The following is a 21,808-nucleotide window of genomic DNA, read 5'->3' as shown; positions in this document are numbered from 1 at the left end:
GCGTGCCGCCGCGTGCCGCCGTATGCGTTTGGTGATTCCGGGTCCGGACGATCAGCGGGTTCCAGACTCCGGACTCTGGATTCCGGATCCCGCCACCAGATGCCCTGACGGCCTGATGCATGGGCTGACGCGCACCCGGCACCGGCACAGCCACACCGCGTCCGGAGGTGACCGAACATGACCGGACTGGCCGGACATGACCGGACATGGCCGGAACGGCCGCTGGGCGCGCGTGGCCGGTGCGGAACTGACTCGTTGCCCGAAGGATAGCAGAAGACCGCCCCGCACCACAAGGCGGCTGTGGCGGACCGGCCTCCCGGCCATCTGCACGCGGATGCGGGGAGTCGCCGACGGCAAGGCCGTGCCCCGTATTCCGTGGACGGGAACGCCCGTCACCTTGCGCCCTTCCCCCGTCTTGTCGGCCGAAAGTCGCGATGCTTTACGAAACACCCGCGAAAACAAGGGCAGGGAAGGTGCGGGTGCACCCCCCCTGCTCCGAACGTGCGTTCATGAACCGGGCGGGCCGGTTCGCGTGCGCGGGCAAAGCGGCCGCTACTTCGCGGCGGGCTCCACCTCGGTCACGGTGGCCTTCTCGTAGATGGCGTCCATGGCCTTGTCGGCCAGCATGCGGTCGCGCAACGAGAAGATCAGGTTGTTCTTGATGTAGTAGTCCTTCAGGGCATTGTAGTCCTGGCCGGAGCGCATGGCGATCTGCTGGAGCTGGGCGTCGATCTCCTGCTCGTTCACTTCCACGCTTTCCTTGCGGGCGGCGCGCAGCAGGAAGATCTGGGTGCGGGTCACCTGCTCGGCTTCGGGACGCACTTCGGCGCGCAGTTCCTCGGGCTTCTTGCCCAGGGACTCCATGCTCTTGCCCTGGCGTTCCAGCTTGGAGCGCATGTCGTCCAGCAGGTGGCCGACGTACATGTCCACCATGGATTCGGGCAGGGGGAAGTCCACCATCTTCAGCAGTTTGTCCAGCATGGTCTTCTGGGCGGTGGCCTTCACCAGTTGGGTGCGGCTCTGCATGTAGGAAGAGGTGACCGCCTCGCGCATCTTGTCCATGGACTCGAAGCCACCGGCCTTCTGGGCCAGGTCGTCGTTGGCCTCGGGCAGGCGGCGTTCCTTCACGGCATGCACCTTGACCTTGACGGTCAGGCTCTTGCCCGCGAAGTCGGGGTTGATGAAGTCCGCCGGGAAGTTCAGGGGGCCTTCGCCCTCCTGGCCGGGGGCCAGGGTCTTCACCAGGTTCTCGAAGTCTTCCAGGGCCTGGCGGTCGCCAAGGTTCATCTGGAAGTTCTCGGCGCTGATGCCTTCCACCGGCTCGCCGTTCTCGAACGCGGCGAAGTCCAGCACCACCACGTCGCCGTCATTGCCGGGGCGCGCTTCGGCCACGGGCACCAGTTCGGCCATGTTGGTGCGGATGCGGGTGATGACCTCGTCCACTTCCTTCTCGTCCACCACGGCCTTTTCCTGCTCCACGGCAAAGCCGTCGTAGTCGGGCAGGTCGAATTCGGGCAGCACTTCGAAGGAGATGCTGTATTCGAACGGGGTGCCGCGTTCCAGCTGGCCGCCGTCGAAATCGATGCGCGAGATGGGGTTGGCGTCCAGCGCGGTCATCACTTCGTTGATATGCACGTTGACGAGGTCCTGGGTGGCCTCGCCGTAGATTTCCTTGCGGAAGCGGCTTTCGACCAGATTCGCGGGCACCTTGCCCTTGCGGAACCCGTCGAGGCTCATGTTGGTGCGGTACATGGCGATGGCGGCGGACAGGGCGGCCTCCACCTCTTCGACCGGCACCGAGATGTTGACCTTTTTCTTGACCGGGGAAAGATCTTCGACGGTATATTCCATGGTGCAGCGCTCCTTGTGAAAGTCTGATTGGTGCCCGGCGCCCCGGCCCTGCCCCGTTGCGGGAAAGCGGCGCGGCGGCGCTGGTGCCGGGGGCGGGGATTGAACCCGCATGGTGTGAACCACTGGCTTCTAAGACCAGCGCGTATACCAGTTCCGCCACCCCGGCAGTGCGACGGCGCGATCCGAAGCCGCCAGCCCGGCGGCGCCCCCATGCGGCTGTGCGCATGGCGGAAGGCGGTCCGGCGACGGTTCGACAACGCTTCGGAAAGCCCGCTCCTTTACCATTTGTGCCCACGGAGCGCAAGCCCGTGCCGGGACAGTGGCGACGCTCCGGACGGACGCACGCACGCGCACCGGGGACCGTGCCGCGTGAGCCCGCCTTCGCCTGGCAACCCCCGGCACGCATGAGAAAGATGGATTCCAACCCGCCAGCTTTCTTGACGTATCGTTTTCATCAATATACACAATCAGCATGCTGGATTTCAGAAGACTCGAAGCATTCTGCAAGGTCTACGAACTGCGCAGCTTCTCTCGGGCCGGGGCGGACCTGTTCCTGTCCCAACCCACCATCAGCGCGCACGTCCTTGCACTGGAAAAGGAACTGGGCGTGCGCCTGCTGGACCGCATGGGTCGGCAGGTGCTGCCCACGCCCGCCGGAGAGGTGCTCTACCGGCGCGCGTCGGAGGCGTTTGCCAGCCTTGCCGCCGCAGAGGCCGAGATCGGCCAGTTGCGCGACGAGGTCAGCGGCGATCTGGTGGTCGGCGGCAGCACCATACCCGCGCATCATGTCCTGCCGGAGATCATTGCCGGGTTCGTGCGCGCCTACCCTTCGGTGCGCGTGCACCTGCGCGTGGGCGACACGGCGGACATCGTGCAGCGCGTCACGGACGGAGAACTGATGCTGGGCCTGGTGGGCGCGGTGGAACAGCACCCCGACCTGGTGTTCGAACCGCTGGTGGACGATGAACTGGTGGTGGTGGCCACGCCGGAACTGGCGGGCGGCAGGCGCCACGTGCAGGTCGAGGAACTGGCCCAATGGCCGTGGATCATGCGCGAGGCCGGGTCCGGCACGCGGCGCACCTTTGCCGAGGCGCTGGCCGCCGCAGGCATGGACGTGCGGCGGTTGCCGGTAGCCCTGGTGGTGGACAGTACCCAGGCCGTGGTGCAGTACGTGCGCGCGGGCCTTGGGGTCAGCGCCACCTCGCGCCTGGCCGTGGCCGAAAGCATCGCCCGGGGCGAACTGGTGGAACTGCAACTGGACGACTGCCGTCCGGCGCGGCAATTCCACTCCGTGCGCCATGCACGGCGGCATCAGTTCCCGGCGGCGGTGGCCTTTGCCGCCTTCCTCGGCGAACATACCCGCCACCTGCGCAACGGCCAGGCACCGGGCGCTGAAGCAGCCAACAACAAGGGACGCCACAAGGACAAGGCATGAGCCGCATCCGTCTGGTCGATTCGGTCAAGGCCGCCGGTTGAGCCGCCAAGGTGGCTCCGGGGGACCTGGAGCGCATCCTGGCGGGACTGCCGCGCGACCCGTCCGTTGAAGACAGGGTCATCGTGGGCACGCGTCACAACGAGGACGCAGCCGTCGTGCGTCTGCCCGGTGGACAATCCATCGTGCAGACGTTGGACTTCTTCACGCCCATCGTCAACGACCCGTACCGCTTCGGGCGCATTGCCGCGGCCAACGCCCTGTCCGACGTCTACGCCATGGGCGGTGAGCCGTGGTGCGCCATGAACATCGTCTGCTTTCCGGTAAAGCGGCTGCCGGAATCCATCCTGGCCGACATCCTGCGCGGCGGGTCCGACGCATTGCGCGAGGCGGGCGCTGCGCTGGTCGGCGGCCACAGCGTGGAAGACGACGAGATCAAGTACGGCCTGTCCGTCACGGGCCTCATCGATCCGAATGTCATCGCCTCCAACGCCGGATTGCGCCCCGGCGACCGCCTGCTGCTCACCAAGCCGCTGGGCACCGGCATCCTGGCCACCGCCGTCAAGGCCAACTGGCCCGGTTGCGACGAGTACGAGGAAAACCTGTTTCACTGGGCCTCGCGCCTGAACAAGGGCGCAGGCCGGGTCATTCGCGAGTTGCGGCTAAAGGCCGCCACCGACGTCACCGGCTTCGGCCTTGGCGGGCACTGCATGGAAATGGCCGGAGCCTCCGGGGTCACCGTGGCCCTGGACACTGGCGCCCTGCCCGTGCTGCCCGGCGTGCTCGACCTGGCCGGCATGGGGCTGGTGCCGGAAGGCAGCCACGCCAATCGCGCATACTGCCACAAGCACGTACGGATAGAACCGGGCGTAAGCCCCGTCCTGGCCGACGTGGCCTTCGATGCCCAGACCTCGGGCGGCATGGTGCTGGCCGTGCCGCAGGCCCAGGTGGACCGGGCGACGGCACTGCTGGCCGAAACCGGCGACCCCGCCTACCCCGTGGGCGAAGTGCTGGAACAGCTGCCGGGCGGCCTGCGCTTGCTGCTGCGCTGAATAAACGGCGCTTATTCAGGATAATAGCCGTCTAATACTATTTCCATTGCAGAAGCGCACGCGATGACGTCATAATCCTTATTTTCCATATGCTGTAGCAAACGATCAACCAACCCCTCTCCAACTCCAGCTGCTCCAATCCACCGATCATCGATTCGTATATTAACTGACCGCCCGCCAACGGGTGTTATCTCCACTTTCGCTCCATCTGCTAGAGTGCAGCTAACACTGTCTTTCGACGCCATGAGTAAATTCGCGCGCAAAACCCAGAACTGATAGTTTGGTGAATAATTTCTCATATTACCCCCTGATTAATATTAACAAAAAATACTCATATGTCATCTATATAAAATTACAAGTGCATTATAAAGCACCAATAGGACTGTCGCTAACTACGCTAAATATAAAACGGGGCGGACCATGCGGTCCGCCCCGTTGAATTGCGCGATGCCAAGGCGTGCCGATTACTCGGCGGCCTTCTTCTCTTCCGCCGCAGCTTCGGCGGCGGGCTGGTGGGTCAGTTCGATGACCGCCAGCGGGGCGTTGTCGCCCTTGCGGGGCAGGCCCAGCTTCACCACGCGGGTGAAGCCGCCGGACACGCCGACAAAGGCGGGGCCGATGTCGTCGAACAGGCGCTTGACCAGCTGGTGCGAACCCAGCACGTCGTACGCCAGACGGCGGGAGTGCAGGTCGTTGCGCAGGGCCAGGGTGATCAGCGGTTCGACGATGCGGCGCAGTTCCTTGGCCTTGGTCTCGGTCGTGCGGATCTTGCCGTAAGTCAGCAGGGCCTTGGCCATGTTGCGGAACAGGGCCTTCCGGTGGGACGGCGTTCTGCCCAGCTTCTTGCCGGAATTGCTATGCCTCATTTTGCTGCTTCCTCTTCCATTCCTGGTATTTCTTCTCGAAGCCGTCGACCTTCATGCCGAAGTCCAGGCTCATGTCGCACAACACCCGCTTGATTTCATCCAGCGACTTGCGACCGAAGTTCTTGGTCTTCAGCATTTCGTTCTCTGACTTCTGAACCAGTTCGCCCACCAGGGTGATGTTGGCGCTCTTCAGGCAGTTGGTGGCGCGCACGGACAGTTCAAGCTCGTCGATCCCCTTGAACAGGTTCTCGTTAAGGTCGCTGCTGCCCGACGAATTGCCGGAACTTTCGCCCGAAATGCGCTCATCGAAGTTGATGAAGACGGATATCTGGTCCTTGATGATCTTCGCGCTGTAGGCAATCGCATCTTCAGGAGTCACGGACCCATCGGTCCAGACCTCGATGATGAGCTTGTCGTAGTTGGTCATCTGGCCGACGCGAGCCTGCTCCACCGTGTAGGCGACCTTGCGGACCGGGGCGAAGCTGGAGTCCAGCTTGATCAGCCCGATCTCTTCGCTGAGGCCTTCGTGCATGTCCGCGGGCACGTAGCCCTTGCCCATGCGCACCTCGAACTCGAAGGTGAGTTCCAGGTCTTCGGTCAGCGTGGCGATGTGCAGATCGGGGTTGAGGACCATCACGTGCTGGTTGGTCTTGATGTCGCCGGCCTTCACCGCGCCCTTCTTGTTCACGGAAAGCTCCAGGAACTGGGGCTCGTCCGTGTCCATGGCAAGACGCACCTGCTTCAGGTTGAGGACGATGTCGGTCACGTCCTCGAGCACGCCGGGAATGGTGGTGAACTCGTGCTGAACGCCCGAGACCTTCACCGAGACGAACGCCGCGCCCTGAAGCGACGACAGCAGAACCCGACGCAACGCGTTGCCGATGGTGGTGCCGTAGCCACGTTCCAGCGGTTCGCACACGAACTTGCCGTACATGGCATCGGCCGGGTCGCTGTCCCGGGTGATCTGTTCGGGCTTCACCAGCTCCGACCAGTTCCGGGTGTTGATAAGCCTGTCGCCTTGTTTGATGAGCATGCTCACACCCGCTTATTTGGAGTAAAGCTCGACAATCAGGTGTTCGTTGATCGGGAACTGAATGTCTTCGCGCTGCGGCAGGGCCTTGACCATGCCCTTGAAGTTCGGACCGTCCACTTCCAGCCACGAGGGGCAGCCGCGACGAGCGATGACTTCCTGGGCCTCGGCGATCACGGGGATCTTGCGGCTGGCTTCGGGCACTTCGATGATGTCGCCAACGCGCACCTGCATCGAAGGAATGTTCGCCTTGCGGCCATTCAGCGTGAAGATGCCGTGGCGGACCAGCTGGCGCGCCTGCTGGCGCGAGTTGGCGAAGCCGAGACGGTAGATCACGTTGTCGAGACGGCGTTCGAGAATGGCCAGCAGGTTGGCGCCGGTCACGCCCTTGGCCATGTCGGCCTTGTGGAAGTAACCGCGGAACTGGCGTTCAAGAACGCCATACACGCGACGGACCTTCTGCTTCTCGCGCAGCTGGACGGCGTAGTCGCTCACCTTCTTGCGGGCACGGCCATGCTGGCCGGGCGCGTAGGGACGACGGTCGTAGGCGCACTTGTCGGTGTAGCAGCGGTCGCCCTTGAGGAAAAGCTTGGTGCCTTCACGCCGGCACATCCGGCACTTTGCGTCATTGTACTTAGCCAAGGCTGGATCCTCCTAACTAGACGCGGCGCCGCTTGGGCGGACGGCAGCCGTTGTGGGGAATCGGGGTGATGTCACGGATGAAGGCGACCTTGAAGCCTGCGGCGTTGACGGCGCGCATGGCGGCTTCACGGCCGGAGCCGGGGCCCTTGACGTAGATGCCCACGGTGCGCATGCCGTGATCCTGGGCGCGCTTGGCGGCCTGTTCGGCGGCCACCTGCGCGGCAAACGGGGTGCTCTTGCGCGAGCCCTTGAAACCGCTCTGCCCGGCGCTGGCCCAGCTGATGGTGTTTCCCCGTGTGTCCGTGAAGGTCACGATGGTGTTGTTGAACGTCGCCTGAATGTGAACAATCCCGACCGGGACGTTCTTCTTCTCTTTCTTTTTGACCGTACGCTTGGGTCTTGCCATGACTTACTCTCTGCGGACTAGAATTAGGGGGCTTGCAGCCGGAACCTCAAAACGAGCTCAGTCATGACAGAGCCGTGCCGCGCTGGCCACCGGGAAATTTGCTTGCCCTGGCGACTCAGGTGAGATTCCACGCCTTTGTGCTAGCCTTGGATTACTTCTTCTTGCCGACAGCGCCGCGACGCGGTCCCTTGCGGGTGCGGGCGTTGGTATGGGTGCGCTGACCGTGAACCGGCAGACCACGACGATGGCGCAGGCCGCGGTAGCAGCCGATGTCCATCAGACGCTTGATGTTGCTGGAAATCTCGCGACGGAGATCGCCCTCAACCTTGTGGTTCTGCTCGAGTTCCTTACGGATTTCGTTGACTTCGTCGGCGCTCAGGTCGTCGATGTTCCGGCTCCAGTCGACACCGGTAACATCCAGAATCTGAAGCGCGGTAGTGCGCCCGATACCGTAGATATAGGTAAGGGCGATGTCAACGCGCTTGCCACGGGGCAGATCGACACCTGCAATTCTGGCCACTGTTTACTCCTGACGGCTTAGCCCTGGCGCTGCTTGTGCCGGGGGTTGTCGCAAATGACCCTGAGAATGCCCCGGCGGCGGATAACCTTGCACTTGGGGCACATCTTCTTGACGGAAGGCCTGACTTTCATGTTCGACTCCGTTGTTTGTCTTTGGCCCGACATGACGGAAGAGCAACGTCGGAACAGGGGTGGATATCACCCCCACCGGCGTCCGTCAACCGGCAAGTCGCACCGCCTCTGCCTGCGACAGGCTGAGAATGATCGGCCCGTCCGGCGTGATGGCCACGCTGTGTTCGAAGTGGGCCGACAGCTTGCGGTCACGGGTGACCGCGGTCCAGTTGTCGGCGAGGATTTCGACCTCGTACGTACCCACCGTGACCATGGGTTCGATGGCCAGCACCATGCCCGGCTTCAGGGGCACGCCCGGCATGCCGCGCGGCACGAAGTTGGGTATCTCGGGCTTTTCGTGCAGCGAACGGCCAATGCCGTGCCCCACGAACCTGCGCACCACCCCGAAACCGGCCGCCTCGACGTGCCGTTGCACGGCCGCCGAGATGTCGTACAGGGTGTTGCCCACCCGCGCTTCGGCGATGCCCTCGAAGAGCGATTCGCGCGTCACGCGGATGAGGTGCGCGGCCTCGTCGCTCACCGTCCCCACCGGATAGGTGCGGGCGGAGTCGCCGTAGAAGCCGTCGAACACGACGCCCATGTCGAAGCTGACGATGTCCCCTTCCTGGAGAATCCGCTTCGCCGAAGGAAAGCCGTGCACCACCTCTTCGTTCACCGAGCAGCACAGGGCAAACGGAAACCCGTGGTAGCCCTGAAAGGCCGGGCGGACGCCGTGCTTGCGGCACTCCGCCTGGGCCAGCTCTTCGAAATGCATCGTCGAAACGCCCGGGCGAACGTGTTCGCCCAGAACGTCCAGTATCGCGGCAACGATTCGATTGGCCTCCCGGAGGAGGCCAATCTCGTTGTCATTCTTGATGAAGACACCGCGGAACTTCTTCAACTCACTGCCGTCCCTTGATGCGGGTCTTGTTCATGAGACCCTCGTACTGCCGTGAGATCAGGTGGGATTCCACCTGGGACATGAAGTCCATGGCCACGCCCACGAGAATCAGCACGCTGGTGCCGCCGAAGTAGAACGGCACGTTGAACTGCGCAATGAGGATCATGGGCAGGACGCAAATCGCGGAGATGTAGATGGCACCCCAGATGGTCATCCGGGTAAGCACCCTGTCGATGTACTGCCGGGTCTTGTCCCCGGGGCGGATGCCGGGGATGAACCCGCCGCCCTTCTTCAGGTTCTCGGCGATGTCCTTCGGATCGAAGATGATCGCCGTGTAGAAGAAGCAGAAGAACACGATGAGGCTGATGAACAGGATGTTGTACATCACCGTGTGCGGCGCGAACCACGAGGCCACCTGTTTCAGCGTCTCGTTGGCCGAGAAGCTGGCGATGGTCGCGGGGAACAGCAGCAGCGACGAGGCGAAGATGGGCGGAATGACGCCCGCCGTGTTGATGCGCAGCGGCAGATGCGTGCTCTGCCCGCCGAACATCTTACGGCCAACCTGTCGTTTGGCGTAATGGATGGGGATGCGCCGCTGCCCGCGTTCCATGAACACGATGCAGCCAAGCACCACCACCATCACCACTATCACCACCAGAGCCGTGAACAGGCTCATGTCGCCAGCCTTGATGAGCTGGGCCGACTTGACGATGCCGCCGGGAATGCCGGCGACGATGCCCGAGAAGATGATCAGCGAGATACCGTTGCCGATACCCTTCTCGGTAATCTGTTCGCCAAGCCACATGATCAGCACGGTACCGGCGGTCAGGGTTGCGATGGTGATCATCCGGAAACCCCAGCCCGCATCCAGCACCACGGGCGCGCCCGCGGGGCTGTGCATGCTTTCAAGGCCCACGGCGATGCCGAAGCCCTGAATCACGGTGATCAGCACCGTGGCATACCGGGTGTACTGGGTGATCTTGCGGCGGCCCGCCGCCCCCTCCTCCTTGGACATCCGCTTCAGTTCAGGGCTTACGACCTGCAGAAGCTGGATAATGATGGAGGCAGAGATGTAGGGCATGATGCCGAGGGCGAACACCGACAGATTGCGGAGCCCGCCCCCGGAGAACATGTCGAAGAGGCCGAAAAGGGTGTTCTGGACGCTGGCGAAGAAGTCGGCCAGCGCTCCGGAATCCACCCCGGGAACCGGGACGTGAACCCCGATGCGGTATGCGGCCAGCAACAGGAACGTCCAGAAGAGCTTCTTGCGAAGCTCCGGCAGACGCGCCAGGTTTTCTACACCACTAAGCGCCACGGCTTACCCTTCCAGTGCCTTGGCTTCGCCACCGGCGTTGCGGATCTTTTCGGCGGCGGAGGCGCTGAACTTGTGCGCTTCCACCGTAAGGGCCACGCTGACTTCGCCCACGCCGAGGATCTTCACCGAGGCGCCGGCCTTGCACAGGCCGCGCGCGTAGATGTCTTCCAGCGTGATGTCGGTCTTGCCCTCGAAGGACGCCACGAGGCGATCGAGGTTGATCACTTCGTAGGTGGCCTTGAAGGGGGCGTTCTTGAAGCCGCGCTTGGGCAGACGACGCTGCAGCGGCATCTGGCCGCCTTCGAAACCGGGGCGTACGCCGCCACCAGCGCGGGCATTCTGACCCTTGTTACCTTTGCCGGAGGTGCAGCCGAGCCCCGAACCGGAACCGCGGCCCACGCGCTTGCGCGATGCCCGTTCCTCGGCGAACGGATAGAGTTCGTGCAGTCTCATTATTCACTGACCTCGACCAGGTGCTTGACTTCGGCGATCATGCCGCGAATGGCGGCATTGTCCTCAAACGACTTCTCGCAACGGATCTTTCGCAGGCCAAGCGCGTCAAGAACCTTGCGCTGCTTGGGGTTGCAGCCGATCCAGCTGCGTACGAGCTTCACCTTGATCATGATTGCGTCCTACTTTCTGGGCGCTTCGAGCTTCATGCCGCGAAGCTGGCTCACGTACTCGGCGCTGCGCAGCGAGGTAAGCCCCGCCATGGTTGCGCGCAGCACGTTGTGCGGGTTGTTGGTGCCGATGGCCTTGGCAAGCACGTCGGTCACGCCCACGGCTTCCATGACGGCGCGCACCGCACCACCGGCGATGATGCCGGTACCCTTGGAGGCGGGCTTCAGCATGACGCAGCCAGCGCCGAACTCGCCCAGGATTTCGTACGGAAGGGTGCCGTCCACCAGCGGAATCTGGACCATGTCCTTCTTCGCGCGTTCGGTGGCCTTGCGCAGGGCTTCCGGCACTTCCTGGGCCTTGCCGAGGCCGAAGCCCACGGCGCCCTTGCCGTCGCCCACGACAACGAGGGCGCTGAAGCTGAAGCGGCGGCCGCCCTTCACAACCTTGGCAACTCGGTTAAGGTAGACGATCTTCTCTACCAACCCGAACTCATTCTGTTCCATGCCAGTACCTACCACCCGTTAGAATTCCAGGCCGCCCTCACGGGCACCGTCGGCAACAGCCTTGATGCGCCCGTGATACAGGTAGCCGTTACGGTCGAACACCACGCGCTTGATGCTCTTTTCGCCAGCAAGACGCGCGATTTCCTTGCCCACCAGTTCCGCCCCGGCCCTGTTGCAGTGCGCTCCGGCCTGGGCCTTGCCGATGGCAAGGGTGGAGGTGGCAACAAGCGTGGCACCGGTGGCGTCGTCCACGATCTGGGCGTAGACGTGCAGGTTCGAGCGGTAGACAACCAGCCGGGGACGCTCGGTGCTCCCGGCGATCTTCTTGCGAATGCGGACTTTGCGCCGCTTTCTGGCATCGTTCTTGGTCATCGTCATTTTCTCATACCTGCCTATTTGCCACCAGACTTGCCGGCCTTGCGGCGAATCTGCTCGTTGTCGTACTTGATGCCCTTGCCCTTGTAGGGTTCAGGCTTACGCACGCGGCGGATGCGTGCGGCGATCTCGCCGACCACTTCCTTGCTGTTGCCCGAGATGGTCAGCTTCTGGCCTTCCACCTTGGCTTCGACGCCTTCGGGCATTTCCATGATCACCGGGTGCGAGAAACCGACCGCGAGTTCCACCAGGTTGCCCTTCACGGCAACCTTATAGCCGACGCCGATGACTTCCAGGGTCTTGGAGAAGCCCTTGGTCACGCCCTGGATGCAGTTGGCAAGCAGGGTGCGGCGCAGACCGTGCTGGGCACGGGCGGTGCGGGTTTCGGTGGCGCGGGTGATGACGACATGGCCGTCTTCAACCGCGTAGTTCAGTTCCGCGTGGGTGGGGGTGACAAGCACGCCCTTCGGGCCCTTGACCTCGACGGCTTCGGTCCCGACCTTCACTTCGACGCCGGAAGGAATGGCGATGGGGAGTTTACCGATTCGCGACATGTCCGTACCCTACCAGATTTCGCAGAGCAGTTCGCCGCCGACCTTGCGGTCGCGGGCCTGCGTGCCCGCAAGGACACCGCTGGAGGTGGACAGAATGCAGATGCCAAGGCCGTTCTGGACCTTGGGGATGTCGGTGGAACCGACATACACCCGGCGGCCGGGCTTGCTCACCCGCTTCAGGCCGGAAATGACCGGCTTGCCTTTGAAATACTTGAGGGAGATCTTGATCTCGGCCTCTTCCGTCGCCACATCTTCGATGTAACCTTCCTGCTTCAGGATGGCGGCGATGGATTCCTTGATCTTCGAGCGCGGCACACTCACTTCCTTGTGCAGGGCCAAGTGTGCGTTGCGGATACGCGTAAGCATATCAGCAATAGGATCAGTCAGCATTCCTTACTCCTTGGTGACTTACCAGCTCGACTTGCGAACGCCGGGCAGTTCGCCGCGCAGGGCCATGTTGCGGAAGCAGATACGGCAAAGACCGAACTTGCGCATGTAGGCACGCGGGCGGCCGCAGACCGGACAACGGTTGTAGGCGCGGGCGGAGAACTTGGGCTTGCGCTGCGCCTTCACTTCAAGCGATGTACGAGACAAAGCCGTTTCTCCTTACTTCTTGAAAGGCATGCCGAGCTGGTCGAGCAGCAGCTTGCCTTCCTTGTCCGTCTGGGCAGTGGTAACGATCGTGATGTTCATCCCCTTGGGGTTGTCAACGCGATCCACTTCCAGCTCGGGGAAAATGGTGTGTTCCTTGATGCCCAGGGTAAAATTGCCCCGGCCATCGAAGCCACGGTCCGGAATCCCTCTGAAGTCGCGCACGCGGGGCAGCGCGAAGTTCACCAGCTTGTCCAGAAAGTCCCACATGCGTTCCTTGCGCAGCGTCACGCGGCAGCCGATGGGCATGCCTTCGCGCAGCTTGAACGACGCGATGGACTTCTTGGCGCGGGTCACGACGGCCTTCTGCCCGGCGATGGCGGTCAACTCCTTGATGGCTTCTTCCATCAACTTGTTGTTCTGGCTCGCGGCGCCAAGGCCGATATTCAGAGAGACTTTCTCAATCCCGGGAACCTGCATCGAAGAAGTGTAGTTGAACTCCTTCTGCAATACCGGAACCACTTTCTCGCGGTATATCTGTTCAAGACGCGTCATCGTCTCTCACCCTATCCAATGATTTCGTTGCACTTCTTGCAGAAGCGAACTTTCTTGCCGTCCTCGGTGTAGCGGTAGCCCACCTTGGTGGCCTTGGCGCACGCATCGCACATCACCATCACGTTGGAGATGTCAAGAGGCATCTCCTTCTCGATGATGCCGCCCGGCTGCTGCCGGTACGGATTGGCGCGCATGTGGCGCTTGACCATGTTGACCTTCTCGACAAGCACTCCGTCCTTCTTGGGAAGAACCTTCAGCACCTTGCCGATCTTGCCCTTGTCCTTGCCGGCGATGACGACCACTTTGTCGTCCTTGCGGATGCGGAACTGTTTCATTTGTGGGCTCCTAGAGCACTTCGGGCGCCAGCGAGACGATCTTCATGAAGTTCTTGCCGCGCAGTTCGCGGGCAACAGGGCCGAAGATGCGGGTGCCCACCGGCTCGCCCTGCTTGTTCAGCAGAACGGCCGCATTGGAATCGAACTTGATGTACGAACCGTCGACGCGGCGGACTTCCTTGCGGGTGCGCACGATGACGGCCTGCATCACGTCGCCCTTCTTCACCTTGCAGTGCGGCAGGGCTTCCTTCACGGAAACGACGACGATGTCGCCCACGGTGGCGTAGCGGCGCTTGGAGCCGCCGAGCACCTTGATGCACGCGACTTTCTTCGCACCGGAATTGTCCGCCACCTGCAGCGTGGATTCTACCTGGATCATCGCAAACCCCTACACGGCTTTTTCGAGAATGGAGACCAGATGCCAGCGCTTGTTGCGGCTGAGCGGACGGTACTCGATGATCTTCACCTTGTCGCCGATGCCGCACTCGTTCTGGGGATCGTGAGCGGTGAACTTGTTGCGGCGGCGCACATACTTCTTCAGCAGGGGATGCTGCACCAGCGTCTCGACGCGAACGACGATGGTCTTGTCGTTCTTGTCGCTGACGACGATCCCGGTGAGCACCCTGCCCTTGCGGTTCATCAGTTCTTCGGACATGGGCTTACCCCTTTTCCTTCAGGATGGTCAGAATCCGGGCGATCTCGCGCTTGGTCGCCGGGAGGTTGGAGGTCTTCTCCAACTGCGCGGTGGCGTGGCGGAAGCGCAGATCGAACAGTTCCTTGCGGGATTCGGCCAACTTGTCCTTGAGCTGTTCAGCGCTGAGCTTTCTCAGTTCTGCGGCGTTCATTCTAGAGGCCCTCCCGCACGACAATGGTCGTCTTGATGGGGAGCTTGTGGGCGGCGCGCGTCAGAGCTTCCTTGGCAAGCTCCAGGCTGACGCCCTTGATTTCGTAAAGCACGCGGCCCGGCTTCACCGGAGCGCACCAGCCCACCGGGGCGCCCTTACCGGAACCCTGGCGAGTTTCGAGGGGCTTGGCGGTGACCGGATGGTCGGGGAAGATGCGGATCCAGACCTTGCCGCCGCGCTTGATGTGGCGCATCATGGCGATACGGGCGGCCTCGATCTGCTGGCTGGACAGCTTGCCGTGTTCTACTGCCTTAAGACCGATATCACCGAAGGAGACAGTGGCGCCGCGGGTGGCCATGCCACGCAGACGGCCCTTCTGCCACTTGCGGAATTTAACCTTTCTGGGGCTCAGCATTACTGTTCTACCTCGTTGTCCAGAATTTCACCCTTGAAAATCCAGACCTTGACGCCGATCACCCCGTAGGTGGTGCGGGCCTCGGCAAAACCGAAGTCGATGTCGGCACGCAGGGTCTGCAGGGGCACCCGACCATCGCGGTACCATTCGGTACGGGCGATTTCGGCCCCGGCGAGGCGGCCGGAACAGGTCACCTTGATGCCTTCGGCGCCGAACTTGCGCGACATGGACACCGTGCGCTTCATGGCGCGACGGAAGGCCACGCGGCGTTCAAGCTGCAGCGCGATGTTTTCGGCAACGAGCTGGGCTTCCACTTCGGGGCGACGGATTTCGTTCACCTCGATGGAGAACTCGCGCTTGAACTTCTTGCGCAGGTCGCCACGAAGCTTTTCGATTTCCACGCCCTTGCGGCCAATGACGATGCCCGGACGCGCGGTGGAGAGGATCAGACGCACCTTGCCGCCGGCGCGTTCGATTTCGATCTTGGAAAGACCGGCATGGTACAGCGTCTTCTTCACGAACTTGCGGATGTTGTGATCCTCGAAGACGAAGCCGGGGTATTCCTTCTTGCTGAACCAGCGCGACTGCCAGTTCTTGTTGTACCCCAGCCGGAAGCCGTAAGGATGTACTTTCTGACCCATAACCTATTCCTGCCCTTCTGCGAGAATCACGGTGATGTGGCTGGTACGCTTCCGAATCTTGGTGGCGCGACCCTGCGCACGCGGAAGAAACCGCTTCCAGGTGGGGCCTTCGTTGATAACGATCTGCTTCACGACCATGGCGTCCACGTCGATGCCGGGCAGCTGCTCGGCGTTGGCGAGGGCGGAACGAAGCACGCCGAAGATGATGTCAGCGGGCTTGTTGGGCGTGAACTTCAGGATATTCATGGCGTCTTCGACAGGCAGCCCCTTCACGTTCTGGGCAACCAGGCGGGCCTTACGCGGCGACACACGCATGAATTTCGCGGTGGCTCTCGATTCCATCGGATTCACCCACTACTTCTTTGCTTTGCTCTTCTTGTCCGCGGCATGCCCGTAGAACGTGCGGGTCGGGGCGAATTCGCCCATCTTGTGACCCACCATGTTCTCGGTGACGAACACGGGAATGAACTTCTTCCCATTGTGGACCGCGAACGTCAGGCCGACCATCTCGGGAGCGATGGTGGACCGACGAGACCACGTCTTGATGACGCGGCGGTCGCTGTTCGACACGGCCAATTCCACTTTCTTGATCAGATGGTCGTCGATGAACGGACCTTTCTTCAGGGATCTGGGCATGCTCTACTCCTACTTCTGACCGCGACGCTTGACGATGAGCTTCGTGGAAGCCTTCTTGCGATCGCGGGTCTTGTACCCCTTGGTGGGCACGCCCCACGGGGTCACCGGATGGCGACCACCGGAGCTGCGGCCTTCACCACCACCCAACGGGTGGTCGATGGGGTTCATGGCGACGCCGCGGACCTTGGGACGACGGCCGAGCCAGCGATTGCGGCCCGCCTTGCCCAACGAGATGTTCTCGTGGTTCACGTTGCCGACCTGGCCGATGGTGGCGCAGCAGGCGGCAAGCACCTTGCGCACTTCGCCCGAAGGCATGCGCAGGAGGGCGTACTTGCCTTCCTTGGCCACCAGCTGGGCGTAGGTACCGGCGGCGCGGCAGAACTGGCCGCCACGACCGGGGTAGAGCTCGATGTTGTGCAGCACGGTGCCGACGGGGATGCGGGCCATGGGCATGGCGTTGCCAGGCTTGATGTCCGCGCCTTCGCCGGCCTGCACCATATCGCCCTGCTTGATGCCGAGCGGGGCGAGGATGTAGCGCTTCTCGCCATCCGCGTAGTGCAGCAGCGCGATGCGGGCGGTACGGTTGGGGTCGTACTCGATATGCGCGACGGTGGCCGCGATGCCGAGCTTGTTACGACGGAAGTCGATGATGCGGTACAGGCGCTTGTGACCGCCGCCGCGACGGCGCATGGTCACGCGGCCATTGTTGTTGCGACCGCTCTTTTTGGTCAGCCCCTCGGTAAGGGACTTCTCGGGCGTGCTCCTGGTGACTTCCTCGAAATCCGAGACGGTCTGGAAGCGGCGACCGGGAGATGTCGGTTTCAGCTTGCGAACAGCCATTGCTTACACTCCCTCGAAGAATTCGATTTTTTCGCCGGGAGCCAGGGTCACATAGGCCTTCTTGCAGCCGGAGATCCGGCCCACGACGCGGCCCTGACGGACCTTGTCGGAAGGCTTCTTGGTGATGACGTTGACGTCGGTCACCTTGACCTTGAAGGCGGCTTCGACGGCCTTCTTGATTTCGATCTTGTTGGCCCGGGGGTTCACGAAGAACACGACCTGCTGGGCCTGTTCCTTCACGAAGGTGGCCTTTTCGGACACCAGGGGCTTCACGAGAATCTGTGTATAATCCATGACCAACCTCCCTACTTCAGCCTGGCCTGGACGGATTCGACGGCGCCCTCGAACATCACCAGCGTCGGGTGCTTCAGAATCTCGTAGACGCTGAGCTGGTCGGCGGTGATCAGGGTAATGCCGGGAATGTTGCGGGCCGAAAGGGCGAGGTTGGCATCCGCTTCGGCGGTGATGACCAGGGCCTTCTCAAGGCCCAGGGCGCCGGCCACCTTGGCGAACAGCTTGGTCTTGATCTCGGGCAGTTCGATGCCCTTGACCACCATCAGGTTCTCGCCGGCAAGCCGCGAGCTGAGCGCCATCTTCAGGGCCAGCTGGCGGACCTTCTTGTTCACCTTGAAGCCGTACTCGCGGGGCTGGGGGCCGAAAATGATGGCCCCGCCACGCCAGATAGGCGAGCGGTTCGAACCGGAACGGGCGCGGCCGGTGCCTTTCTGGCGCCAGGGCTTTGCACCGCCGCCAGAGACGAAGGCGCGGGTCTTGGTGGCATGGGTGCCGGAGCGCAGCCCGGCGCGGTGCGCACGGACCACGAGATTGAGAATCTCAGGCTTCACCTCGACCTCGAACACCTCGGGAGCGAGCGTCAGTTCGCCGGCTTCCTTCTTGTTCTGATCGTATACTTTCACCACAGCCATGTGATCATCCTCATTTCGTTACTGCTTGCGCACCAGGACCAGGCCGTTCTTGGGGCCGGGAACGGCACCCTTCACCAGAATGACGTTGTCTTCGGCGCGGATGTCGACGATCTCGAGATTCTTGACCGTCACGCGCTCGTCACCCCAGTGGCCGGCCATCTTCTTGCCCTTGAACACGTGGCCCGGGAAGGTGTTGTTACCGATGGAACCACCGGAACGATGCACCTTTTCGCAGCCGTGCGTGTCCTTGGAGCCGGCGAAGTTCCAGCGGCGCATGACGCCCTGGTACCCCTTGCCTATGCTGGTGCCGGTCACCCTCACCTTTTCGCCGGCGGCGAACAGGGACACGGTGAGTTCCTGGCCGACTTCGAATTCGGCAGGCGCTTCCAGGCGAATTTCGCGGAGGTTGCGGAAAAGACCCTTGCCGGCCTTGGCGAAGTGGCCACGGGCGGGCTTGGTCACGTGCTTTTCCTTGGCTTCCTCAAAGGCGATCTGCACGGCGTCGTAGCCGTCGGTTTCGCCGTTGCGAACCTGGATGACCGGACAGGGACCGGCCTGGATGACCGTAACAGCCACGGCGGAACCATCACTGGCGAAAATGCGGGTCATGCCGACCTTGCGACCCAGGATACCCAATTTCTCAGCCATGACTTCCTCTCACTAGAGCTTGATTTCGACGTCCACACCGGCGGGCAGGCTCAGCTTGCCCAGTGCGTCCACGGTCTGCTGCGTAGGCTCGAGGATGTCCATGAGCCGCTTGTGGATGCGCATTTCGAACTGCTCGCGCGACTTCTTGTCGACGTGCACGCTCCGGTTGACGGTGTACTTGTGAATGTTGGTGGGCAGGGGGATGGGACCAGCCACCCCGGCGCCCGTGTTGCGCGCCGTATCCACGATTTCCGCCACAGCCTTGTCGAGGATGCGGTAATCGTAAGCTTTCAGCTTGATTCTGATACGATCACTGCTAACTGTCGTCATTGTTGATTACTCCGTTATCTGGCAAACGTACCCTTGCCGTCCGACGCCTGACTGCCATGAGGTGAGAGGCAGGTGCCGTAGGCTGCAGAGTTCCTCACGTTCGGTGGCGGCACACCGAGACCCGCCATAAGCATCCGGAGCTACGCGATACCCGGACGCCGCTTCCGCGACGTGGGCACAGGTGGCATGTGACGCCATGGCGGCTTGCCGTCCGGCGGGGGACGGGGTGCCGTGATCTTCGAGGATTTGGAGCGATGGAGAGAAAGACTGGAGGGGGAGCCGGCTGGCACACCCAAAGGCCTTCTCATCGCCTCGCGGAGCCGCATTCACAGCATCCGTCCGGGAAGATCACCCATGTTGTCGCCAGCCTGGCCCTGGCCGGAGCATGCTCCGGCGAGTGCAGGTGGTCCACAGGGGTCACCGAATGGGGGCACGAAGCGCCCCGCACGTACAGTACCTTACAGCCCGCCAACAAGGGGTTAACGACGGACTGGAACGGCATGACATAATTGCGGCATTCGGTAACGCCTGCAATTGTCAAAGCTTGGCTTGCGCCAAACGCATCAGGACAGGCTCGACCCGCCCTTCCCCTGCCGTTACAGGGGCCCCCGAAGCTTCGGGGATCACGTTTTTCACACCGGAGAACCGGCGCGAGGCAATTCATTACCCCAGCGCCCCTCCCCCGTCAAGAATTTTCGAAAAAAAAGAGCCCCGGGCAAACACCCGGGGCTCTGCTTTCTACGGAGTCCTTTACCGACGGCTCCGCTTCTCCACGAGAGGAAGGACTAGCCCTTCTTCTTGATCACTTCTTCGGCAAGCTGGGCCGGAACCCGCTCGTAGTGATGGAACTGCATGGAGAAGGTGGCGCGGCCCTGCGTCTTGGAACGCAGGTCGGTGGCGTAGCCGAACATCTCGGACAACGGCACCTGGGCGCGCACTGCCTGGGAGCCCACGCGGGCTTCCATGTTCTGCACGCGACCGCGGCGGCCGTTCAGGTCGCCCATGACGTCGCCGAGGTATTCGTCGGGGGTCACCACTTCCACGTCCATGATCGGTTCAAGCAGAACCGGCGAGGCCTTGTGGATGGCGTCCTTGATGGCCATGGAGCCGGTCACGTAGAACGCCTGCTCCGAAGAGTCGACGTCGTGGTACGAACCGAACACCAGGTTGACCTTGATGTCCACGGTGGGGAAGCCCGCCAGCACGCCGCTCTTCAGGGCGTCCTGGATACCCTTGTCCACCGGGGCGATGTATTCCTTGGGGATGACGCCGCCGGTGATCGAGTTGACGAACTCGTACCCCTTGCCGGGGTTCGGTTCGATCTCGATGACCGCGTGACCGTACTGGCCACGGCCACCCGACTGCTTCACGTGCTTCGTATCCGACTTGGACGAAGACGTGATGGTTTCGCGGTACGCAACCTGGGGCTTGCCCACGTTGGCGTTGACGCTGAACTCGCGGGTCAGGCGGTCGACGATGATCTCGAGGTGCAGTTCGCCCATGCCCGCGATCAGGGTCTGGCCGGTTTCCTCGTCGCCCTTCACGCGGAACGACGGGTCTTCCTTGGCCAGCTTGGCGAGGGCGGCGGACAGCGCATCGCGGTCGGCCTTGGTCTTGGGCTCGATGGCCACTTCGATGACCGGCTCGGGGATATCCAGCGATTCGAGCACAACGGGGCGCTTTTCGTCGCACATGGTATCACCGGTGGAGGCCTGCTTCAGGCCCACCACGGCCACGATGTCGCCAGCGCCCGCCCACTTGATCTCTTCACGCTTGTTGGCGTGCATGCGCAGCAGGCGGCCGACGCGTTCCTTCTTGCCGGTGGTCGAGTTCAGCACGGTCATGCCGGACTCGATGAAACCGGAGTAGATGCGGAAGAAGGACAGGTGCCCGATGTACGGGTCGGAGAACAGCTTGAACACCAGACCGGCCAGAGGCTCCTTGTCGCTGCAGGGGCAGACGATGGTTTCCTCTTCGTTGTCGGGGTTCATGCCCTTCATCTGCTCGATGTCCAGGGGCGAAGGCAGGAAGGCGACCACCGCGTCAAGCAGCGGCTGCACGCCCATGTTGCGGAAGGCCGAGCCGCAGAACACCGGAACGATGTTGCGGGCAATGGTGGCCTTGCGCACGCACGAGATGATTTCTTCCTCGGTCAGCTCTTCGCCGCCCAGGTACTTCTCGAGCAGGGCTTCGTCCTCTTCGGCCACGGCTTCGACCATGGCGAGGCGCTTTTCCTGGTACAGGTCCATCATGTCGGCGGGCACGTCTTCTTCCGTGAACTCCACGCCCTTGCTGGACTTGTCGAACTTGATGGCCTTGCCGGTGATCAGGTCGACCACGCCTTCGAACTTGTCTTCGCTGCCGATGGGCAACTGGATGGGGATGGGCTTGGCGCGCAGGCGCTCGACCATCATGTCGACGCAACGGAAGAAGTTGGCGCCGATGCGGTCCATCTTGTTGACGAAGCAGATGCGCGGAACGCCGTAACGGTTGGCCTGGCGCCACACCGTTTCCGACTGCGGCTCGACGCCGGCAACGGCGTCGAACACGGCCACGGCACCGTCAAGCACGCGCAACGAACGTTCGACTTCGATGGTGAAGTCCACGTGGCCGGGCGTGTCGATGATGTTGATGGTGTGATCCTTCCAACTGCACGTGGTGGCAGCGGAAGTGATGGTGATGCCGCGTTCCTGCTCCTGCTCCATCCAGTCCATGGTGGCAGCGCCATCATGAACTTCGCCGATCTTGTGGGAAACGCCGGTGTAATAGAGGATGCGCTCGGTGGTCGTGGTCTTGCCCGCATCAATGTGGGCCATGATCCCGATGTTCCTCTGCCGTTCGAGGGGGACGGTTCTGGACACGATGGGT

Annotated in this window: 33 protein-coding genes and 1 tRNA gene; 2 read left to right on the top strand and 32 right to left on the bottom strand. The window is 62.4% G+C overall.

Going from position 1 to position 21,808, the window contains the following annotated elements; all coding sequences use genetic code 11:
* Positions 1–552: 552 nt before the first annotated feature.
* A complete protein-coding gene (gene tig, locus DESTE_RS00775) occupies positions 553–1,851 on the bottom strand; it encodes a trigger factor (protein WP_035063988.1) in 1,299 nt (432 codons plus the stop codon).
* Positions 1,852–1,932: 81 nt separating this feature from the next.
* A tRNA-Leu gene (locus DESTE_RS00770) sits at positions 1,933–2,017 on the bottom strand.
* A gap of 306 nt (positions 2,018–2,323) precedes the next feature.
* On the opposite strand from DESTE_RS00770, the gene DESTE_RS00765 reads away from it, so the two are divergent.
* Positions 2,324–3,286, top strand: coding sequence for a selenium metabolism-associated LysR family transcriptional regulator (locus DESTE_RS00765; RefSeq protein ID WP_035063986.1), 963 nt, complete (start codon positions 2,324–2,326; stop codon positions 3,284–3,286).
* On the top strand, positions 3,283–4,335 hold the full coding sequence (gene selD / locus DESTE_RS00760; protein WP_084559293.1) for a selenide, water dikinase SelD: 1,053 nt from the start codon (positions 3,283–3,285) through the stop codon (positions 4,333–4,335). The genes DESTE_RS00765 and selD overlap by 4 nt, the downstream gene beginning before the upstream one ends.
* A gap of 464 nt (positions 4,336–4,799) precedes the next feature.
* On the opposite strand, the gene rplQ is transcribed toward selD, so the two are convergent.
* From rplQ to fusA, 30 genes are all read right to left on the bottom strand, one after another.
* On the bottom strand, positions 4,800–5,201 hold the full coding sequence (gene rplQ / locus DESTE_RS00755) for a 50S ribosomal protein L17 (RefSeq protein WP_035063981.1): 402 nt from the start codon (positions 5,199–5,201) through the stop codon (positions 4,800–4,802).
* Positions 5,191–6,234, bottom strand: a complete 1,044-nt coding sequence (locus DESTE_RS00750) for a DNA-directed RNA polymerase subunit alpha (protein WP_035063978.1) — start codon at positions 6,232–6,234, stop codon at positions 5,191–5,193. Before DESTE_RS00750 ends, rplQ begins: the two co-directional genes overlap by 11 nt.
* A gap of 12 nt (positions 6,235–6,246) precedes the next feature.
* Complete coding sequence (gene rpsD / locus DESTE_RS00745; protein ID WP_035063976.1) at positions 6,247–6,873, bottom strand: 30S ribosomal protein S4; 627 nt, start codon at positions 6,871–6,873, stop codon at positions 6,247–6,249.
* Between the two features lie 16 nt (positions 6,874–6,889).
* On the bottom strand, positions 6,890–7,279 hold the full coding sequence (rpsK, locus tag DESTE_RS00740; protein ID WP_007521058.1) for a 30S ribosomal protein S11: 390 nt from the start codon (positions 7,277–7,279) through the stop codon (positions 6,890–6,892).
* Between the two features lie 151 nt (positions 7,280–7,430).
* Positions 7,431–7,799: a 30S ribosomal protein S13 gene (gene rpsM, locus DESTE_RS00735; RefSeq protein ID WP_012611260.1), complete on the bottom strand. Its 369-nt coding sequence runs from the start codon at positions 7,797–7,799 to the stop codon at positions 7,431–7,433.
* Between the two features lie 17 nt (positions 7,800–7,816).
* On the bottom strand, positions 7,817–7,930 hold the full coding sequence (rpmJ, locus tag DESTE_RS00730) for a 50S ribosomal protein L36 (protein WP_007521055.1): 114 nt from the start codon (positions 7,928–7,930) through the stop codon (positions 7,817–7,819).
* 85 nt (positions 7,931–8,015) lie between these two features.
* Positions 8,016–8,810 (bottom strand): type I methionyl aminopeptidase, encoded by a 795-nt coding sequence (gene map / locus DESTE_RS00725; RefSeq protein ID WP_035063974.1) that lies wholly within the window; start codon positions 8,808–8,810, stop codon positions 8,016–8,018.
* 1 nt (position 8,811) lies between these two features.
* Complete coding sequence (gene secY / locus DESTE_RS00720) at positions 8,812–10,125, bottom strand: preprotein translocase subunit SecY (protein WP_035063971.1); 1,314 nt, start codon at positions 10,123–10,125, stop codon at positions 8,812–8,814.
* A 3-nt stretch (positions 10,126–10,128) separates the two neighbouring features.
* Positions 10,129–10,578, bottom strand: coding sequence for a 50S ribosomal protein L15 (rplO, locus tag DESTE_RS00715; RefSeq protein WP_012611257.1), 450 nt, complete (start codon positions 10,576–10,578; stop codon positions 10,129–10,131).
* Entirely contained in the window at positions 10,578–10,748 is a 171-nt protein-coding gene (gene rpmD, locus DESTE_RS00710; RefSeq protein ID WP_035063968.1) for a 50S ribosomal protein L30, read from the bottom strand. Before rpmD ends, rplO begins: the two co-directional genes overlap by 1 nt.
* Positions 10,749–10,757: 9 nt before the next feature.
* Positions 10,758–11,249 (bottom strand): 30S ribosomal protein S5, encoded by a 492-nt coding sequence (gene rpsE / locus DESTE_RS00705; RefSeq protein ID WP_035063966.1) that lies wholly within the window; start codon positions 11,247–11,249, stop codon positions 10,758–10,760.
* A gap of 18 nt (positions 11,250–11,267) precedes the next feature.
* Entirely contained in the window at positions 11,268–11,627 is a 360-nt protein-coding gene (rplR, locus tag DESTE_RS00700; protein WP_035063964.1) for a 50S ribosomal protein L18, read from the bottom strand.
* 14 nt (positions 11,628–11,641) lie between these two features.
* Positions 11,642–12,178 (bottom strand): 50S ribosomal protein L6, encoded by a 537-nt coding sequence (gene rplF / locus DESTE_RS00695; RefSeq protein WP_035063962.1) that lies wholly within the window; start codon positions 12,176–12,178, stop codon positions 11,642–11,644.
* Positions 12,179–12,187: 9 nt separating this feature from the next.
* Entirely contained in the window at positions 12,188–12,568 is a 381-nt protein-coding gene (gene rpsH / locus DESTE_RS00690; protein WP_012611254.1) for a 30S ribosomal protein S8, read from the bottom strand.
* An 18-nt stretch (positions 12,569–12,586) separates the two neighbouring features.
* Positions 12,587–12,772, bottom strand: coding sequence for a type Z 30S ribosomal protein S14 (locus tag DESTE_RS00685; protein WP_007521040.1), 186 nt, complete (start codon positions 12,770–12,772; stop codon positions 12,587–12,589).
* Between the two features lie 12 nt (positions 12,773–12,784).
* Positions 12,785–13,324 (bottom strand): 50S ribosomal protein L5, encoded by a 540-nt coding sequence (gene rplE, locus DESTE_RS00680; protein WP_035063959.1) that lies wholly within the window; start codon positions 13,322–13,324, stop codon positions 12,785–12,787.
* Between the two features lie 11 nt (positions 13,325–13,335).
* Entirely contained in the window at positions 13,336–13,659 is a 324-nt protein-coding gene (gene rplX / locus DESTE_RS00675) for a 50S ribosomal protein L24 (RefSeq protein WP_012611253.1), read from the bottom strand.
* 10 nt (positions 13,660–13,669) lie between these two features.
* Positions 13,670–14,038, bottom strand: a complete 369-nt coding sequence (rplN, locus tag DESTE_RS00670) for a 50S ribosomal protein L14 (RefSeq protein ID WP_007521033.1) — start codon at positions 14,036–14,038, stop codon at positions 13,670–13,672.
* Between the two features lie 9 nt (positions 14,039–14,047).
* Positions 14,048–14,314 (bottom strand): 30S ribosomal protein S17, encoded by a 267-nt coding sequence (rpsQ, locus tag DESTE_RS00665; RefSeq protein WP_007521031.1) that lies wholly within the window; start codon positions 14,312–14,314, stop codon positions 14,048–14,050.
* 4 nt (positions 14,315–14,318) lie between these two features.
* Positions 14,319–14,504 (bottom strand): 50S ribosomal protein L29, encoded by a 186-nt coding sequence (gene rpmC, locus DESTE_RS00660; protein WP_007521028.1) that lies wholly within the window; start codon positions 14,502–14,504, stop codon positions 14,319–14,321.
* 1 nt (position 14,505) lies between these two features.
* Positions 14,506–14,919 carry a 50S ribosomal protein L16 gene (gene rplP, locus DESTE_RS00655; RefSeq protein WP_012611251.1) on the bottom strand — a complete coding sequence of 138 codons (414 nt, stop codon included), beginning with the start codon at positions 14,917–14,919 and terminating at the stop codon, positions 14,506–14,508.
* Positions 14,919–15,560 (bottom strand): 30S ribosomal protein S3, encoded by a 642-nt coding sequence (rpsC, locus tag DESTE_RS00650; protein WP_007521024.1) that lies wholly within the window; start codon positions 15,558–15,560, stop codon positions 14,919–14,921. The genes rplP and rpsC overlap by 1 nt, the downstream gene beginning before the upstream one ends.
* 3 nt (positions 15,561–15,563) lie before the next feature.
* On the bottom strand, positions 15,564–15,902 hold the full coding sequence (rplV, locus tag DESTE_RS00645) for a 50S ribosomal protein L22 (RefSeq protein ID WP_035063955.1): 339 nt from the start codon (positions 15,900–15,902) through the stop codon (positions 15,564–15,566).
* 12 nt (positions 15,903–15,914) lie between these two features.
* Positions 15,915–16,196, bottom strand: coding sequence for a 30S ribosomal protein S19 (rpsS, locus tag DESTE_RS00640; RefSeq protein WP_035063953.1), 282 nt, complete (start codon positions 16,194–16,196; stop codon positions 15,915–15,917).
* A 9-nt stretch (positions 16,197–16,205) separates the two neighbouring features.
* Positions 16,206–17,036, bottom strand: a complete 831-nt coding sequence (gene rplB / locus DESTE_RS00635; protein WP_012611249.1) for a 50S ribosomal protein L2 — start codon at positions 17,034–17,036, stop codon at positions 16,206–16,208.
* A 3-nt stretch (positions 17,037–17,039) separates the two neighbouring features.
* A complete protein-coding gene (gene rplW, locus DESTE_RS00630; RefSeq protein ID WP_012611248.1) occupies positions 17,040–17,330 on the bottom strand; it encodes a 50S ribosomal protein L23 in 291 nt (96 codons plus the stop codon).
* Between the two features lie 11 nt (positions 17,331–17,341).
* Positions 17,342–17,962: a 50S ribosomal protein L4 gene (rplD, locus tag DESTE_RS00625; protein ID WP_035063951.1), complete on the bottom strand. Its 621-nt coding sequence runs from the start codon at positions 17,960–17,962 to the stop codon at positions 17,342–17,344.
* A gap of 18 nt (positions 17,963–17,980) precedes the next feature.
* Positions 17,981–18,610, bottom strand: coding sequence for a 50S ribosomal protein L3 (gene rplC, locus DESTE_RS00620; protein WP_035063949.1), 630 nt, complete (start codon positions 18,608–18,610; stop codon positions 17,981–17,983).
* A gap of 12 nt (positions 18,611–18,622) precedes the next feature.
* Entirely contained in the window at positions 18,623–18,940 is a 318-nt protein-coding gene (gene rpsJ, locus DESTE_RS00615) for a 30S ribosomal protein S10 (RefSeq protein WP_007521013.1), read from the bottom strand.
* Positions 18,941–19,725: 785 nt separating this feature from the next.
* On the bottom strand, positions 19,726–21,801 hold the full coding sequence (gene fusA / locus DESTE_RS00610; RefSeq protein ID WP_035063947.1) for an elongation factor G: 2,076 nt from the start codon (positions 21,799–21,801) through the stop codon (positions 19,726–19,728).
* Between the last annotated feature and the right edge of the window lie 7 nt (positions 21,802–21,808).

It is taken from the genome of Nitratidesulfovibrio termitidis HI1 (genome assembly GCF_000504305.1).
GTDB lineage: Bacteria > Desulfobacterota > Desulfovibrionia > Desulfovibrionales > Desulfovibrionaceae > Cupidesulfovibrio > Cupidesulfovibrio termitidis.
The sequence above is the reverse complement of the archived record's forward strand: the minus strand, read 5'-3'. Positions and strand labels throughout refer to the sequence as shown.

What these genes read in the sequence shown, in the direction of transcription:
- rpsQ (WP_007521031.1), bottom strand. Translation starts at nt 14,314, where the DNA reads ATGTCCGAAGAACTGATGAACCGCAAGGGCAGGGTGCTCACCGGGATC.
- rpsC (WP_007521024.1), bottom strand. Translation starts at nt 15,560, where the DNA reads ATGGGTCAGAAAGTACATCCTTACGGCTTCCGGCTGGGGTACAACAAG.
- rplQ (WP_035063981.1), bottom strand. Translation starts at nt 5,201, where the DNA reads ATGAGGCATAGCAATTCCGGCAAGAAGCTGGGCAGAACGCCGTCCCAC.
- DESTE_RS00765 (WP_035063986.1), top strand. Translation starts at nt 2,324, where the DNA reads ATGCTGGATTTCAGAAGACTCGAAGCATTCTGCAAGGTCTACGAACTG.
- rplX (WP_012611253.1), bottom strand. Translation starts at nt 13,659, where the DNA reads ATGAAACAGTTCCGCATCCGCAAGGACGACAAAGTGGTCGTCATCGCC.
- rpsJ (WP_007521013.1), bottom strand. Translation starts at nt 18,940, where the DNA reads ATGACGACAGTTAGCAGTGATCGTATCAGAATCAAGCTGAAAGCTTAC.
- rplN (WP_007521033.1), bottom strand. Translation starts at nt 14,038, where the DNA reads ATGATCCAGGTAGAATCCACGCTGCAGGTGGCGGACAATTCCGGTGCG.
- rplR (WP_035063964.1), bottom strand. Translation starts at nt 11,627, where the DNA reads ATGACGATGACCAAGAACGATGCCAGAAAGCGGCGCAAAGTCCGCATT.
- rplO (WP_012611257.1), bottom strand. Translation starts at nt 10,578, where the DNA reads ATGAGACTGCACGAACTCTATCCGTTCGCCGAGGAACGGGCATCGCGC.
- rpsH (WP_012611254.1), bottom strand. Translation starts at nt 12,568, where the DNA reads ATGCTGACTGATCCTATTGCTGATATGCTTACGCGTATCCGCAACGCA.
- DESTE_RS00750 (WP_035063978.1), bottom strand. Translation starts at nt 6,234, where the DNA reads ATGCTCATCAAACAAGGCGACAGGCTTATCAACACCCGGAACTGGTCG.
- rplD (WP_035063951.1), bottom strand. Translation starts at nt 17,962, where the DNA reads ATGGCTGTGGTGAAAGTATACGATCAGAACAAGAAGGAAGCCGGCGAA.
- rplW (WP_012611248.1), bottom strand. Translation starts at nt 17,330, where the DNA reads ATGGATTATACACAGATTCTCGTGAAGCCCCTGGTGTCCGAAAAGGCC.
- rpsS (WP_035063953.1), bottom strand. Translation starts at nt 16,196, where the DNA reads ATGCCCAGATCCCTGAAGAAAGGTCCGTTCATCGACGACCATCTGATC.
- rpsE (WP_035063966.1), bottom strand. Translation starts at nt 11,249, where the DNA reads ATGGAACAGAATGAGTTCGGGTTGGTAGAGAAGATCGTCTACCTTAAC.
- rplF (WP_035063962.1), bottom strand. Translation starts at nt 12,178, where the DNA reads ATGTCGCGAATCGGTAAACTCCCCATCGCCATTCCTTCCGGCGTCGAA.
- rplC (WP_035063949.1), bottom strand. Translation starts at nt 18,610, where the DNA reads ATGGCTGAGAAATTGGGTATCCTGGGTCGCAAGGTCGGCATGACCCGC.
- rplP (WP_012611251.1), bottom strand. Translation starts at nt 14,919, where the DNA reads ATGCTGAGCCCCAGAAAGGTTAAATTCCGCAAGTGGCAGAAGGGCCGT.
- rplB (WP_012611249.1), bottom strand. Translation starts at nt 17,036, where the DNA reads ATGGCTGTTCGCAAGCTGAAACCGACATCTCCCGGTCGCCGCTTCCAG.
- tig (WP_035063988.1), bottom strand. Translation starts at nt 1,851, where the DNA reads ATGGAATATACCGTCGAAGATCTTTCCCCGGTCAAGAAAAAGGTCAAC.
- rpmJ (WP_007521055.1), bottom strand. Translation starts at nt 7,930, where the DNA reads ATGAAAGTCAGGCCTTCCGTCAAGAAGATGTGCCCCAAGTGCAAGGTT.
- rpsK (WP_007521058.1), bottom strand. Translation starts at nt 7,279, where the DNA reads ATGGCAAGACCCAAGCGTACGGTCAAAAAGAAAGAGAAGAAGAACGTC.
- rplV (WP_035063955.1), bottom strand. Translation starts at nt 15,902, where the DNA reads ATGGAATCGAGAGCCACCGCGAAATTCATGCGTGTGTCGCCGCGTAAG.
- rplE (WP_035063959.1), bottom strand. Translation starts at nt 13,324, where the DNA reads ATGACGCGTCTTGAACAGATATACCGCGAGAAAGTGGTTCCGGTATTG.
- rpmD (WP_035063968.1), bottom strand. Translation starts at nt 10,748, where the DNA reads ATGATCAAGGTGAAGCTCGTACGCAGCTGGATCGGCTGCAACCCCAAG.
- rpmC (WP_007521028.1), bottom strand. Translation starts at nt 14,504, where the DNA reads ATGAACGCCGCAGAACTGAGAAAGCTCAGCGCTGAACAGCTCAAGGAC.